The 15,813-nt window shown below is 58.7% G+C and carries 9 protein-coding genes; 6 read left to right on the plus strand and 3 right to left on the minus strand.

Features of this window, described 5'->3' with window-relative positions; all coding sequences use genetic code 11:
- Nucleotides 1–64: 64 nt before the first annotated feature.
- The 3 genes from H4V96_RS13270 to tssK form a co-directional block, all read right to left on the minus strand.
- Nucleotides 65–2,236, minus strand: coding sequence for an ATP-binding protein (locus H4V96_RS13270; protein ID WP_196855610.1), 2,172 nt, complete (start codon nucleotides 2,234–2,236; stop codon nucleotides 65–67).
- Complete coding sequence (locus H4V96_RS13275) at nucleotides 2,233–5,325, minus strand: PAS domain-containing hybrid sensor histidine kinase/response regulator (RefSeq protein WP_196855609.1); 3,093 nt, start codon at nucleotides 5,323–5,325, stop codon at nucleotides 2,233–2,235. The genes H4V96_RS13270 and H4V96_RS13275 overlap by 4 nt, the downstream gene beginning before the upstream one ends.
- Nucleotides 5,326–5,507: 182 nt before the next feature.
- Nucleotides 5,508–6,854: a type VI secretion system baseplate subunit TssK gene (tssK, locus tag H4V96_RS13280; RefSeq protein ID WP_196855608.1), complete on the minus strand. Its 1,347-nt coding sequence runs from the start codon at nucleotides 6,852–6,854 to the stop codon at nucleotides 5,508–5,510.
- A gap of 176 nt (nucleotides 6,855–7,030) precedes the next feature.
- On the opposite strand from tssK, the gene tssF reads away from it, so the two are divergent.
- Genes tssF through H4V96_RS13310 form a run of 6 tightly spaced genes read left to right on the plus strand, consistent with a single transcriptional unit; the run spans nucleotide 7,031 to nucleotide 15,698 of the window.
- Nucleotides 7,031–8,836: a type VI secretion system baseplate subunit TssF gene (gene tssF / locus H4V96_RS13285; RefSeq protein ID WP_280720994.1), complete on the plus strand. Its 1,806-nt coding sequence runs from the start codon at nucleotides 7,031–7,033 to the stop codon at nucleotides 8,834–8,836.
- Nucleotides 8,837–8,844: 8 nt separating this feature from the next.
- Complete coding sequence (gene tssG, locus H4V96_RS13290) at nucleotides 8,845–9,840, plus strand: type VI secretion system baseplate subunit TssG (protein ID WP_196855606.1); 996 nt, start codon at nucleotides 8,845–8,847, stop codon at nucleotides 9,838–9,840.
- A gap of 14 nt (nucleotides 9,841–9,854) precedes the next feature.
- A complete protein-coding gene (locus tag H4V96_RS13295; RefSeq protein ID WP_010399251.1) occupies nucleotides 9,855–10,109 on the plus strand; it encodes a PAAR domain-containing protein in 255 nt (84 codons plus the stop codon).
- Between the two features lie 12 nt (nucleotides 10,110–10,121).
- On the plus strand, nucleotides 10,122–12,716 hold the full coding sequence (gene tssI, locus H4V96_RS13300) for a type VI secretion system tip protein TssI/VgrG (RefSeq protein WP_196855605.1): 2,595 nt from the start codon (nucleotides 10,122–10,124) through the stop codon (nucleotides 12,714–12,716).
- Nucleotides 12,713–14,572 carry a hypothetical protein gene (locus H4V96_RS13305; RefSeq protein WP_196855604.1) on the plus strand — a complete coding sequence of 620 codons (1,860 nt, stop codon included), beginning with the start codon at nucleotides 12,713–12,715 and terminating at the stop codon, nucleotides 14,570–14,572. The genes tssI and H4V96_RS13305 overlap by 4 nt, the downstream gene beginning before the upstream one ends.
- A complete protein-coding gene (locus tag H4V96_RS13310) occupies nucleotides 14,469–15,698 on the plus strand; it encodes a T6SS immunity protein Tli4 family protein (protein ID WP_280720995.1) in 1,230 nt (409 codons plus the stop codon). The genes H4V96_RS13305 and H4V96_RS13310 overlap by 104 nt, the downstream gene beginning before the upstream one ends.
- Nucleotides 15,699–15,813: the final 115 nt, after the last annotated feature.

Here is a 15,813-nt window from a genome sequence, read left to right on the forward strand (position 1 = left end):
GCACCATCAATCCACGGCACTGAGCCCTTCTTTCATCGCATTTGATGTTGTCAGCCCACACTTTTCAGCTAGGCGCCAGCGCGACCTCACTGTCCAACAAGATGCAGAGCTGCCGGTACTGATGCTGGTCGAGCATGGCTTGCAGCGGCGCCAGCAACGGTGCCGCCGCCGGCGGCAAGGCCGCCAGCAACTGCCCCACCCTGACCAGGTTCAATTCGCGCAGTGCTGTCTGCAGGGCGGCGCGTTCGTCCCGGGACAGCAATCGCAAATCTTGCGCCTGCAGTAGCGGCGCCACTTGCGCCTGCAGCGACATGACTGGCGACATGGGTGCCTGCACCTGTGCCGGCACCTGCGCTGCCTGCGCGGGAATGCTGAAACGGAAGGTAGCCCCCTGCCCCGCCATGGACTCCAGCGTCAGTTCGCCTTTCATCAACTGCACCAATTCGCGCGAGATGGCCAAGCCCAGGCCCGTGCCATCCTTCGGTCCCGCGCTGTCGGCCTGCACGAATGGCTCAAAGATGCGCTGCTGGTCCTCCGGGGCGATGCCGATGCCCGTATCGCTGACGGCGAACGACAGGCACCATGTGGCGTCATCGCGCCATTCGGCGCGCACGCGCAAGGTGACCTCGCCGCTGCCGGCGAACTTGACGGCATTCGACATCAGGTTCAGCAGCACCTGGCGCAAGCGCGTCGCATCGAGCAACACTGCCGCCGGCAGATCCGTGCAATCGAGGCGCAGGGCCAGTCCCTGCTGCTCGGCGCGCATGCCCAGCATGTCCATGACTTCCTGCAACAGGGGTGCCAGCGCCACCACGCTCGCCTGCGCCTGCAAGCGCCCAGCCTCGCCCTTCGACAAGTCAAGAATTTCATTGATCAACGTCAATAAATGCTTGCCGGAGCGGTGGATGATGGCCAGGTTGCGCTTTTCCTCGTCCTGCATATTGGGCGAGGCGGCCATCAGGCGCGAAAAACCGATCACGGAATTCAAGGGTGTGCGCAATTCATGGCTCATGTTCGCCAGGAAGGTGCTCTTGGCACGGTTCGCTGCCTGTGCCTGGCTAACGGCCACCGACAGGGCACTCGTGCGCTCGGCCACCAGCTCTTCCAAATGATGGCGGTGGCGCAGCAGTTCCAGTTCAGCCTCGCGGTGCGCGGTGATGTCGTAGTTGGAGCCCACCAGGCGCATGGGCCGGCCCAGCCCATCGCGAAAGATCACGGCATCGGCCTTGATGTAGCGGATGGTGCCATCGGGCCACAGGATGCGGTACTCGTGCGTGAACGCCTTGCCGCTGCCGAGCGCGGCGCGCAGAGCCTCTTTGACGGCCGGCACGTCCTCTGGCATCAGCGCCGCGCGCCAGATCGCCGCGGGCGCCATGGCGCTGGCCGCATCGGCCTTGAACTGCGCATACATCTGTTCATCCCATTGCAATGCGTCGCTGCTGACGTTCCAGTCCCAGATGCCGATGCTGGCCGCACCCGTCGCCATCTGCACGCGCTCTTCGCTGCGTTGCAGGGCACGGTAGCGGCTGTCGAGTAGCGCCACCATGTCGCGGATGGAACGGTACAGAGTGCGCAGCTCGCCTTGGAACCACGCTTTCGGCGGCGTGCCGAATGCTTCGCCCTGCCCCGCCTTGACGCCCGCCGCGTACTGGCCGATGATCTTCAAGGGCTTGAGCATCAAACACCACATGAGCAGCCAGATGCTGGCCAGCAGGATTGCGTCGAGCGCCACGATCATGGCGCCGATGCCCAGCGCGCGCTGCCGCAGCTGCGCGTTCAGCAGGGCCGGCGTCGCATAGACGGCAACGCCGCCGATCACTTGTCCGCCTATCGTCACGGGGCGCCGCTGCACCAGCCAGGCCGGATCGGGCGATAGCGAGGAAAGGCTGTCGATACTGCCGTCGGCATTGCGGCGCAGGGCCAGCGCTTCCTTGCCGATGCCCGGCGTCAGGGCAGCGGCTACCAGTTCGCGCTTGCCCAGCATGCTGCGCATGATGGCCTGCATCTGCTTTTCATCCAGATTCCACAATGGCAGTTCGATGGCCACGGCCAACTGGTCAGCGCTCACTGACAGGCTGTCATGCAGCTGCTGCCAACGCTGGCTGCGTTCGGACTGGTAAAACAGTACGGCAAACACCAGCAGCAAGGCCGTGACGACGAAGGTCAGCGCCACGCTGACGGCCAGCACGATGGACACGCCACCGAGGCGGGCGCCTTTGGGTGTGTAAAAAGTCATGCGTCTTCGCCCTGCGGCTCGCAGTCCAGCTGCGCCAGCAAGGTGCACAGCGACTGATACTGGTGCTGTTCCAGCATCGCGGCGATGTGCGCGGACAGTTGCGGCAGGCTGGTTGCCACGCCGGCCAGCACGATGGTGCTGCGCCGCAAATCGAGCGCTTGCACGGCTTCGAGCAGTGCCTGCCGTTCGGTCGCGCCCAACTGGCCCAGCGCCTGCTGCAAGTCAAAAGCTGCCACCGGCAAACACGGCGGCGCGGCGGCTGTGCGCTGGAAGCGAACACCAAGTTGCTGCTCCAGCATGGCGAACAGGTGTTCTTGCTCGATCGGTTTGCGCAGGAAGCCATCGGCGCCGGCCGCCAGGGCCTCCTGCTTTTCTTCCTCGAAGGCGGAAGCGGTCATGATCACCAGGCGCGGCTGCACCAGTGTCGTTTGCGCGCGCAGCCAGCGCGTCAGCGCCAGGCCATCCATGTCCGGCATGCGCCAGTCGCTCAGCACCATGTCATAGCGCTGCGCCGCCAGCATGGCTTGCGCCTGCGCGCCGCCAGCCGCTTCCTGCAGCTGGAAGCCCAGCGGCGCCAGCAAGCCCGACAGCAGCTTGCGGCAGTTGTCGTCATCATCGACCAACAGCACCATGCGCCCGCGCTGGCCCGGCGGCAGGCGCGCCACGCGGCCCGGCGCCAGCGCCGGGACGGCCGCTTGCTGCAGCAGCGGCGCACGCAGGTCGAAACGGAATACGGCGCCTGCGCCCAGCGTGGATTCGACACTTAGCTCGCCGCCCATCAGGCGCACGAATTCGCGCGAAATGGTCAGCCCCAGTCCCGTGCCGGCCTGCGCCACCGCGCTGTCGGCCTGCACGAAGGGTTCAAAGATGCGTTCCAGATCCTCTTCCGCAATGCCGCTGCCGGTATCGCGCACGGCAAACGCCAGCGCCATCTGCCCACCTTCTGCCGCCTGGCACGTCAGCGACAAGGTGACGCTGCCGTGCTCGATGAACTTGAGCGCGTTCGACAGCAGATTGAGCAGCACCTGGCGCAGCTTGGCGCCATCGAGGCGCACCAGCGGTGGCACGCCGAAACGTTCGAGCTGCAGCGCGATGCCCTGCTCGCTCGAGCGCATGCGCACCATCTCGAGCACCTCATCGAGCACGCCATTCAAGTCCACTGGCCCGGTTTGCAGATGCATGCGGCCCGCTTCGATTTTGGATAACTCAAGGATATCGTTGATCAGGGTCAGCAAATGGTGACCGGCACGGTTGATGATGGCCAGATTATGCTTTTCTTCCTCGAACATACTGCTCGAATCGGCCATCATCTGCGAAAAACCGATCACGGAGTTCAAGGGCGTGCGCAATTCGTGGCTCATATTAGCCAGGAAGACGCTTTTCGCCCGATTCGCCGATTCGGCCTCGGTGACGGCCACCGACAGGGCGGCCGTACGCTGCTGTACCAGTTCCTCCAGGTGGTCGCGGTAGCCAAGCAATTCCTGCTCGCTATGCTTGCGCTCGGAAATGTCGACGATGCCGCTGCGCATTAGGCGCCGCCCGTCCATGGGCAATTTCACCAGCCGCACTTCGCAGGGGAAAATGCTGCCATCGGCACGCCGCACATTGCGCTCCACCAGGACCGGCTCGCCCAGCATGGCGCGGCGCAGATGCTCTTCCATCATCAGTCCCAGCGGCAGGCCATCGGGCTGATTGCAGCTATACAGATCGAACGGCCCACGTGCCAGCAAAGCCTCGCGCGACAGGCCCAGCATGCGCTGCGCGCTGCTGTTGGCATCGACGAAGCGATCCAGGTCCAGGTCGTACACCAAGATGGCTTCCGGCGCATGCTCGACCAGTATGCGGAAGCGCTGCTCGCTCTCACGCGCCTCGCTCTCGGCGCGGCGCAGGCGCCGACGCTGCAGCAGCAAGATGCTCAGCAAGCCGGTCATCACGATGAAGACGCCGCCCGCCAGCAACACGGCAAGGCGGTGTTCCTGCCACAGTTGCGGCGGCCGGTTGAAGAACACAGTGTGCGGTGGCAGGCGGCTGATGTCGGCATCCCAACGCTGCAGCTGTTCCCAGTCATACATCGGCAGCAGGCGGGCCGGCGGCAGCAAGGTGCCTGGCGCGGTGGGTGCCTGGCCGGCCAGCACGGCCAGCGACATCTGCGCCACCTGCTGCGCGGCCTGTTCGATATGCAGGATGGAGCCGCCCAGGATGCCCTTGCCGAGCGCCGCGTTGTACATGCCAAAAGTGGGAACATTGGCCAGTCGCGCCAACTGCATGGAAAACTGCACGGGCGTGGCGATGGCGCCGTCCACGTCGCGGTTGACATTGCCCGCCACCAGCACGGTATCGGCGGGCAAGTGCGCCACCTCCGCACGCATCTGTGCCAGGGTCAGCTTATCGAGGTAGCGCATGGTCACCTTGCCCTGCCAAGCCAGCGCCGCCTGTTGCATGCTGCGCTTCAAGGCTTGGTCGGCCTCGCTGGTGCCGACGGCCATGACGATGGTTTTGGTCTCCGGAAACAGCGCCATGGCTTGCGCCAGCGTGCCAGGAAAATCGACATTCGCCTTTTGCTGCCAGATGGCAGGCGGACTGCCGGGCGGCAAGGCCTTGCCCGAGCTGTTAATCGCCAGCACAGGCACGCCGTGCGTCAGCGGCACCAAGTCCGACAGCAAATAATCGAGCGCGGGCTGCTGCATGGCGATGATCAGATCGGCCTTGCGCCCCATCACTTGAGTGTATCTCAAAAGCAACAAATCGCGCATCTCGTTGCGTAGCGCGGGATCGCCCTGGGTATTGAGGTTGAGATACTCGACCATGATGTCTTCGCTGGCCAGGCCAGCGGCGGCCATGGCGGCAAGATAGGTACGCGTGTACGATTCCACGCCGCCGCGGCCATATTCGTAAGCGTTGAGGAACAGCACGCGCTGGCCGTGATGCGACGGCGCAGCGGCCGCCGTCAATGCTGACGCCGATGCCGACAAAGCGGCGCCAGGCGCGGCGATACAGAAGCCCAGCAGCAATGCGCGCCAGCAGCGGCGCACCGCTGCCCTGCCCATTCCGCCGCCAGGGCGCGAGCCGCCCGACACATCACGCATCATTCGCCATGCCCATGCTCACTCCCACCTGTCACCGTGTTTCGACTGTGCGCTGATGGATCAGCCACCAATACTTACGAAAACATGATAACGTCAACTGCAGGGGCAAGTCTATTGCTTAAAACAATCTTTTCACAATACGCCGGCTTGCAACGCCAAGCGTCGTTAGGCGTAGTTAGGCATCGTTATGCAGCGCTGGCGCTGATGCCGAACAATTCCAGCTTCAGCCCTTTGATGCCAGACGGCACATAAATCGCAATCGCCTGGGCCTTGATCATGCTGTCATAAATACGGCCCTTGTTTTCGATCGAAAAATAATAGGTATTGGGCCGCACTGGCACTTCAGCAGGGACCTGGGCCATATGGCGCAACTCGGCACCGGGAAGTGCTCGGCCCAGTAATAATTCGATATTGTCAGGCGATGAAATTTTGAACTGCAACGGCACCGTGGCGACCAATTCCAGCGCCGGCATATCGGCGTTGACGGCAAGACAGAGTTCGGTCTGAGGGTCAATCCGCTTGGCATCGAGCACGCCGTAATAGTGGGTGTTTTGTTGCGTGTCATTGGTCAGCGCAATCGGGAAGTGGCGCGACAGAAGAACCGTATCGATCAAGTCGCGAATGATGCCATCGAGCTTGCCGAAACCGGGAGCGGCGTCCTCGTGACAGTAAACTGGCAAGTCGCTCAGTGTGTATTTTTTTGAAAACGTCATCAAGCCACCAGCCAGTGCCATCAATTTTTCAAATAGATACACCGGATGGTGACGCCGGTAACTGGCGCAATGACTGAGCGTGGCGCTGGCCATGCTCAAGGTATTGAGCATCCAGAACGAGGAAACATCGCCGCCGTGAAATTCAAGCATATTTTTACCCGGCTGACGGTGGCGGCTGTACAGCGCCTCAATTTTCGCGCCCATGCGCTCGATCAGCGCATCGAGCATTTTCTGCAGCGTCGGCTCGGCGCTGATGGTCAGGCCAGGCGCCATGAAGCCGGTATCGATTTCAAAGCCGCCGTTGCCGGCGCGGTACAAACGAATGAGCGGGATGGCAAGGTAATCATTTAGGGGATCGAGCTGCGACAGCAGATACACACGCTTCTTCAGGTAAGCGACGTCTATGCTGACCGCCTCGCTGTACAGATCCGGGGTTTCGATATCCGCCTGGACATAGCGCGCTGCTGTAGAACTGACATTGCCACCATGTGCCTGCAACGCCGGTAGCGCGGCATAAAAAGTAAAACTGTGTTCGCTCGACGGTAGCTTGGACAAGTCAACCGCACTGGGTAATACATCGCCGAGCGGCGCCTCAAACAGTTCTCCATCCTGAAATACGAGCGACATGGCGTCGGCCCGCAGACTATTGTTGGCCAGTGCATCCGCATTCCAGCGGACACCATGCACGCCCCATAAATGGGGATTAATCAAGGAAGCCAGACGTTGCAGGCGCGCTTCATGATAGCGGTCCAGCTGCTGGAATTGCTGGGGCCCGATGGCCAGGCCCTCGGACCAAAGTAATTTGGATGGCAATGTCATGACGTTCTCCATGTTGACCGTTAGCATCTTGCTGCCTTGCCAGTCTGATGTCGTCAGCGTGGAAGTCCTTGAGGTTGCGCAGCAAGCCTGTCCAATTATTTGCGCAAACGCAATTTTGCCTTGAGAAAACGCTCGGATACTGTTCATTCCACCGCGTAGACACAGGAAAAATCAAGATGGAGGATTTGCTGCCGTATTTCGAGCACGAGCTGGTGATGCTGCGGCGACATTGCCGTGAGTTTGCCGAACGCTATCCGAAAATTGCCGGCAAATTACACCTGTCAGGCGAGTCCTGCGAAGACCCGCACGTCGAACACTTGATCGAATCGGTGGCCATGCTGGCAGCACGCATCTCCAAAAGGCTCGATGACGACTATCCGCAATTTACCAAAGCCTTGTTCGAAGCCCTGTTCCCCCATTATCTGCGCCCCTTCCCATCGTGCACCATCGTACAACAGCCAACCCCGGCGGCAGGAGCGGGCATATTCCACCTGCCAGCGGGCAGTGAAATGGATGCGCCGCCTGTGCGCGGCGTGCGTTGCCGCTTCAAGAGCGTCTACGACATGACGACAGGCGCAGCGATACTGGAAAGCACGGTTTTCGATGCGATGATCAAGGCGCCACCCGGCGTACGCCTGCCAGCATCGGCCTGTTCCTCGCTGAACATCGGCATCCGGCATCTCGATGCGGCGCCCGCATCGCTGCGCATTTTCATCGATGGCGAAGCTTCTTTTTGCGCCGCATTGCGCGATGCCTTGTTCATGCGCACGGTCTGCGCTTTTGTGTCCATCGACGCGCTACAGTGGGTGGCCTTGCCCACCGTGCCTGTGACACCCGTCGGCTTCGCCGACACGGATGCCTTGATACCTTTCGGTGCGCGTTCGCAGCCGGCCTACCGCATCCTCAGCGAGTATTTTGCCTATCCGGAAAAATTCAATTTCTTCGACCTCGATATCGCAGCGCTCAGTGCTGCCCTGCCGCCTGCTTGCCAGCGCTTTACGCTGCACCTGTGCCTGTCCGGTTTGCGGCCCGATGGCGCTGCGGCGCGCATGTTGTCTAGCATTTGCAGTAACAATTTAAAGCTGGGCTGCAGTCCGGCGGTCAATCTCTTCCGCCAGGAAGGCGTGCCGATTTGCGTCACCCGGCAAAAAACCGACTACTGCGTGCTGGCCCATGCGACCCATGCGCATGGTTACGAAGTCGTCTCGGTCGATGCGGTGCGTTTGTTGCGCCAACGCGGCAGCGAAAGCACGCTGAGCGAACTTCGCCCGCTGTACAGCCTGCGCCATGGCGAGGGCGCGGCGCAACAAGACCATTACTGGGTCCTACGCCACGACATGGCTTTGGCTAGCAACAGTCCTGGTCACGAAAAGAGAATCACGCTGATCGATAGCGACTTCAATCCCTTGCTACAGGAAAAGGCCAGCTTGTCGCTGTCGTTAACATGCAGCAACCGCGATCTTCCGCTTGCGCTCAAATACGGCCAGCCGCAAGGCGACTTGCAACCATGCAGTGGCGGCGCGGCGCGGCACATGCTGCGACGCCCCAGCCAAGCGCAACGCTTTTCACCTGACGCGGGCCTGCACTGGCGCCTCATTTCGCATCTGGCGCTGAATCATCATGCACTGGTCCAGGAGGGTTTGCCGGCGCTGCGCGAAATGCTGACGCTGTATGACCTGTCCCGATCGGCAAGCTCGCAACGCCAAATCAGCGGCATCGTCGCGCTGGCGCACGCGCCAACGACGACCTGGCTACGCCACAAGCGCGGCACCTCGCTGGCGCATGGCGTGGAAGTGCGCATCACACTGGACGAGGAAGCGTTTGTCGGTAGCGGCATGCACTTGTTTGTGCAGCTGGTCGACCACTTCCTGGGGCTATACGTGCACATCAACAGCTTCATCGAACTGGTGGTGCTGTCACTGCAAAGCGGAGAGGAGCTGATCCGATGCAAGCCAAGAAGCGGATTGCAAAATCTGGTGTAATCGCACACTTGCTCGCCGAACCGTACCGCTACCAGTTCGTGCAGGCCGTGCGTATTTTGCTGTGCTGGCTACGTCGGCAGGACGTGTCATATGCGCAGGCCTTCAGCCAGATATTGCGCTTCAAGAACAGCGCGTCGTTAAGTTTTCCCGCCAGTGAAATCGAGCAGCTCTCGCTCGACGAGAATGAACAACTGAGCCTGACACCGACGTTCATGCGTTTTCTGGGCGTCGGCGGCACCTTGCCCTTGCACTATTCAGAACGTATCGCCGCCTACCGCTGGTCGAGCAAAGACCCTGGCGCCTCGGCCTTCCTCGATATCTTTTCGCACCGCATGGTCGTGCTGTATTACCAGGCGTGGGAAAAGTATCGACTCGAATCGAGCCTCCAGACCCAGGCCAAAGACGCACAACTGCCTTTGCTGACGGCGCTGGCCGGGGTGCAGCGCAGTGCGCTGCCGTCGAGCGCAGAAACTGATGCCGTGCCGCAGGACGTCGCGGCCTGGTATGCGGGCCTGCTACGCTGTCGCCCCGTCTCGGCGCAAGCGCTTGGCCGCGTACTGGCCGAGTACTGCGGCGTACCGATCACCGTGCAACAATTTGCCGGCGGCTGGGACTATCTGGAAAAAAATCGGCGCAGTCTGCTGGGCGGTGTCAACTTTACCCTGGCGCGCGGCGCGACGCTTGGCCTGCGGCTTTGGCGCCAGGACATGCGCGTCTGCCTGCATATCGGCCCGCTCGATCCTGCCGGCCTGCAACGCTTCCTGCCGCGCAGTGCAGGTGCGGCGGCATTGGCAAAGATGCTGGCACTGTTTGGCGTACCCGACTTGCAGTATGAAGTGCGGCTGATATTGAGTCCGCCATGCATGACTCCCCTGCTCCTCAGTTCGCACCCGTCAGAACGACGGCACCTTGGCTGGACGACGTTCTTGCAGACAGCACAAGGCAAGGTGCGCGCCGCCGAAGTGCGTTATTTGCTGCCACTGACTTGCGCAACTCATCTTTGAAAAGCGAGGCAAACATGAAACATGCGGGACGCGGCGTTATCCGGCTCGGCGATGCAACCGATCACGGCGGCAAGGTCACCAGCGCATCGTCGGGCAGCACCGTCATGGGTAAGAGCGCGGCGCTGGCCGATGACACAACCTTCTGCCCCAAGTGCAAGGGCAGCTTTGCGATTACCCCGGACGGCGCCGGCGCAAAACACATGGGCAAGCCGTACGCCTATGACGGCGATGCCACCGCCTGTGGCGCCCACTTAATCTCATCGCTATAAGAGAGGCAGACCATGCATGCAGACATCCAGGCCGCGCTATCGGCCTTCGACCTCGCCGCGCAGGAACGGCGCCTGTTGAAGATCGATTTCCCGCATGAAGATGGGCCAGCTGGCACCATCGTGCTGGTCAATTCGCTGATCGCCACGGAAGAGATGTCGCGCGACTTCCGTTTCGAAGCCGAATTGCTGTCCGATGACGCGCATATTGCGCTCAAGGCCATGATGGGCCGCATGGTGACCATTTCGATGCTGCGCGACGATGGCACGCTGCGCTACTTTAACGGCTATGTGGGCGAGTTTTGCCTGCTGCGCGCCGATGGCGGCTTTGCGTGGTACCGCATGGTGCTGCAACCATGGCTGGCCTTTGCCCGCCTGCGCCAGGACAATGTATCGTTTCATGGCCAAAGCGTGATGCAGCTGACCGAGACGACGTTTGCCCACTACGCGCAGCGCGACTGGAAAAGCAGCATCCATGGCGACGATCCACAGATCACCTGCGCCAATCAGCACAATGAAACCGATTACAACCATCTGCACCGTCGCTGGGAAGCGCTGGGCTGGCATTACTGGTACGCACACCGCGCCGATGGCCACACGCTATGGCTCGCAGATAACAGCACCTTCGCTGACATCATCGATACGGCGTCCGGCGACGGCGCCATGCGCTTTCACGCCGAATCGGGCTCCATGGAAGACGATGGCATGCACCAGTGGCAAGCCGTGCGCCGGATCGGTTCCGGCCAGCTGACCTTGGCCAGTTTCGACTATAAAAATCCACAACCACGCCTTGCCAGCGGCTATTCATTGAATCGCCAGGGCGATGTATTCGCCCATGAACTATACGAAAACACGGGCGCGTACGGCTATCAGAACATCGATGAGGGAACATCGCTGGCGCAACGCCGCATGGAAGAAAACGACCATCTGCGCCAGTACTTCGAGGCGGCAGGCAATCACCGTGGCGCACAGCCTGGCCTTTGCTTCCGGCTCGATGGCCATTTCAGCGCCGAAGAAAAGCGCTATCAACCTGGCCAGGAGCGCCGCGACAGTATCGCCGAACGCGAGTACCTGATTTTGTCAGTCGTGCATCGCGCCAGCAATAATTATCAGGTTGGTCCTAGCACAGCGTCCCACTATGTCAACAATATAGTGTGCGTGCGGCGTGACATTCGTTGGCGGCCGGGCCGCGGCTACAACAGCACGCCGTGCGTGGTTGCCAGTGTGCAGACGGCGCTGGTGGTCGGGCCGGCCGGAGAAGAAATTCATACCGATGCATTGGGACGCATCCGCCTGCAATTTCACTGGGACCGCCTGGGTAAATTCGATGCACGCAGTTCGCCATGGATACGCGTCATGATGCCGATGGCGGGAGCGCACATGGGACAAATCGCCTTGCCGCGCGTGGGGCAAGAAGTCGTCGTGCAATTCCAGGACGGCAATATCGACCATCCGATCGTCATCGGCGTGGTCTACAACAGCGCCAATCCACCGCCATGGCACCTGCCGCAGCAGCGCGCCCTGTCCGGCTGGCGCAGCCGCGAGCTGGGCGCCCGCAGCGCCAACCATCTCGTGCTCGACGATACCAAGGGGGCGATCCAGGCACAGCTGCGCAGCGAGCAGCACGACAGTCGGCTTTGCTTGGGCAACATCACCCGCATCGATGACAATGCCGGCCGCAAGGACGCACGCGGCGTGGGCTTTGAATTGGCCAGCAACGCCTGGGGCGCCCTACGCGCTGCCAGAGGCATGTTGATCACCACCGAAACATCAACAGGCACTGGATCAGTCAAGCAACTCGACGAAACACAGGCGCGCCTGGCGCAAGCACGGCAACTGCAGCAAGGCTTGGCCGGCATGGCCGTCGACGCGGGTGCGCAAGACAGCAAAGAGCAACAAGGCGCCGTCGCCGAGTCCATCGAGCGGCAAAACGCCGCGATCAAAGGCGCCAGCGGCGATTTCCCTGAACTGTCCGAAGCACATCTGGTGCTGGCCAGCCCGGTCGGCATCGAGCTGAGCACGGCCCAATCCATCCACCTGGCCGCCAGCGAGCATGTGGCGCTCAGCAGCAGCAAACATATTTCCCTCGCCAGCGGCGACAGCATGTTCGCCAGCATCGCCAAGAGCTTCAGCCTGTTCGTGCACAAGGCCGGCATGAAACTGATTGCAGCCAGCGGCAAGGTGTCCATCCAGGCCCACAGCGACGAGGTGGAAATCCTCGCCCAAAAAGTCTTGTCACTAATCAGCGAAGCGGACTGGGTCAACATCAAGGGCAAAAAAGGCATCCGCTTGCACGGCGCCAACCACATGCTGGAAATCAGCGACAAGGTGCAATTTTTCACCTCATCGCCTGTGCTCTTCAACGGCAACCTGGAAACCTTGGCGCCGAAGAGCGTGTCGCAGGAATTTAATGAACGGCCACATAGCAGTTTTGATCAGGAAGTCTTGCTAGTGAATGTCGACGATACGCCCGCCGTTGGCGTTGCTTTTGAGATCCTGCGCGATGACGGCAACATGAGCGGCAAAAGCGCGCAAGACGGTTCCACGCAACTACAAAAATCCACCGGCATGGACAGCTATGTGATTCGCTATAAAGGAGAACTGCCATGAGTGGCAACGATGAGCTGAACAAGCGAGGCAATCATCCAAGACAATTTACACAGGGTGTGGGCGGATGGGCTGAGTATGCAGTGCAGATGACCAGAACCAGCGATACAGCACGTCATGAAGTCGCCAAACCACCTGGCAAAGTGATACCGATCATTTTTCTGCCAGGTGTCATGGGCAGCAACTTACGACTGTCCAAAGAGCGGCAAAAACGGTTGGAGCGCCCGGACAATCGAGCATGGCGACCCGACGACTTGATGGGAGCGGGAGGAATGACAGATATTGCCGCCGGAACTGGCCTGGGCGGATGGTTCAAAGAGGCTACGCCTGAACAACGTCAATTGGTGTTTGACCCTAACGAAACAGAGGTCGAATATTATCATTACACAGAAAACAATGGGCGATTTGACGCAGAGGGACCAGAAACAATGGCTTCCGATATGCGGCATCAGAATGTTCCTGACAGCCTGACACCCATCCTCCCCCTGATGGGCGCGAACAGAATCACCCCCGGCAATGGTCCTGTGCAAGGGAAACCGCAAGCGTTCGCAACTCCAGCGCAGGTGGCGCGATGGCGCGGCTGGAGCGAGGTATTGTTTGATGGCGCTTATGGCTCCATGCTCCAGCACACTGAAAAACACATGAACAACATAGTGTTAGGCGGAAAACTGCATCCAGTCTGGCGCGGGGCAAGTGGCTTGAGTGCGTCGGTGATGCAAGACCCTTCTACGTTTGGTGGCGCATCGGGCAATCCCATAACTGAAGAAGACTTGAAAAAAATCGCGGCATGCTGGTATCCAGTTCACGCAATGGGCTACAACTTTGTACAGAGCAATGGCGTCACTGCCGTGACCATTGCCAAACGCCTAAGAGGCTTGGTCAAAGGCTATCGTGAGCGGGGCTTCAAATGTCATGAAGTCATTCTGGTCACGCATAGCATGGGTGGCTTGCTAGCCCGCGCCTTGATACACCCTGACTATGGAAAAATAGTCAACGACAAGGACCTCACAATACTCGGCATTTATCACAGTGTTATGCCAGCCATCGGCGCTGCGGGAGCATACAAGCGCATGCGCTTCGGTTTTCAGGAAAAAGACACTACCGCAGGTAAATACGAAGCAGAGATACTTGGCATCAATGGTATGCATGCCACCGCCATTCTGGCGAATGCCCCGGCACCGCTGGAGATGATGCCTGGCGTCGTCTACGGTGAAAAATGGCTCAGGGTGGTAGATCAGCAAGACAAAGAACTGTGGAGCTGGCCGCGCGAGGGTACTACGGCATTAGATGCCATTTATTTGCAGCCACCTAATGCGTGGTGGCGGCTGGTAAATCCGGAATGGATTAACCCGGCAAATATAGCGGAAAAAAGCGGCGGTGGTTTGATCAATGTTAACCGCAGACTTAAAAATGCGTTTGACTTTCTAGAATCAATAAAAGATACATTTCATCCCCTTACTTATGCAAGCTATTGCGCATCACCGAATCGCTTAAGCTATGGCAATGTTACATTCAAAGTAATCGACGGACTTAATAGCGAGCAACCAGATGCTAAAGAAAAAATCAAGTCACTCGCTCCCGAAAAATGGATACTGCAGGGAGACAATGCAAAAAATGAGCTTATTGTTCAAGCGGGCTCTCGAAAAATACGATTAAGACTAATGCCAGCCACTGCCGCCGGCGATAACACAGTCCCGTCAAAAAATTTAGAAAATTGCTTTAAAAAGGAAAGACTATTCATTCATGGAGTGAAAAATGGAACTGATTACGGGCACCAAGATAGCTATTCAAATCCTAATGTACTCGCTTCAGTGTTGTATTCCATTATACAAATCGCAAAAACCGCAAAATGGTCTTGATCATGCTCAATCAAAAAATAAAGCAATATTTCTTTTTACCATCGTTGTAGCGCTTGGATTATTTCAGTCTTGCAAAGCAAAAAGTGCTATCGAGGAGAATGCCGTGTCAGAAAATATCCCTTTTACTAAACGTCTTGAAGTACTCTTTCTGCAAACGAAATTGGCATGTTTTGGGCGCTACACCCTGCGCATACCGCAAGAGACAGAATTAATTTTTGGAGAAACATCACTACCATCGAGAATTGAAATAAGAACCGATGGATTGACAGGGCGCGACAAAAAAGTCTTAGAAGATATTGACCGAATAAAATTTAACAATCCCACTTCTGAAATTATCTACAGTGGAAAATTTCCAGTCGAAAACAGCTGGCAGCTTCAATATTTTTCTGATAAATATGCCAAAGAGGAAGGCGATGTATATTTTAATACATACATTACCAAGAAAAATATCACATTCACAATAGGAGATTCGATCCCTGAAGGAAAAACAAGAATGGATGCCGCTACCAGACAAATAGTTCGCGCAAATAGTTTGCGATTACGTGAAGAATCCGACATTCCGGCAGAACCAGGAAATTGCATTTCTTACGGCTTCATCAAGGAAAGCAGCTATGACGAACAAGAAATAGTTAGTGCAGGCCTATATTTCCCCAGCTTCCCTGACGTGACATTTTCAGTCAGCTCAAATAAAAATGCATATATGGATTACCCGAGTGAATTGTATGAAAAAATGCATACTGAACTATCCCTATTGGGACGTATTGATATAGCCAAGAAAAGGCAAGGCAATCGCTATCCCAAGAGAACTCTGCTGCGCGAGGGCAAACGCAACGTCCAACACTGGCAAGGCGAAGAATCGCTGATACGACGAACAGATGGCGTACACGATTTTGAATGGGCATTGGTAGGCAAGCCGAAAGACATCGCAAATCCATCTGTGCTGGAGGCGCATATGTACACCAAAGTCGCCCACAACATGGTCGGCGCCGCCAAAGCTGCGTCGCTGAGCGACGAGGAGGCCATCGCCTTGTGGGACAAGCTGCTGTCCAGCCTGAAGTTCCGGGTGAAAGTGCCGGGCGCGCCGCCGGGTTCGTACTACATCGATCCGGACCAGCCAGCGCAGTGATGCGCTGGACAAGCATGGCCGTTTGCACCAAAGCTTGCATGCCCATCACCATGCACCCCGCCCTGCCACCCCGATATCGATCACTGTTGGGCTTGCGCCACGCACTATGCGCCGC

It is taken from the genome of Janthinobacterium sp. CG_23.4 (assembly GCF_029892305.1).
Taxonomy (GTDB): Bacteria; Pseudomonadota; Gammaproteobacteria; order Burkholderiales; family Burkholderiaceae_D; genus Janthinobacterium; species Janthinobacterium lividum_D.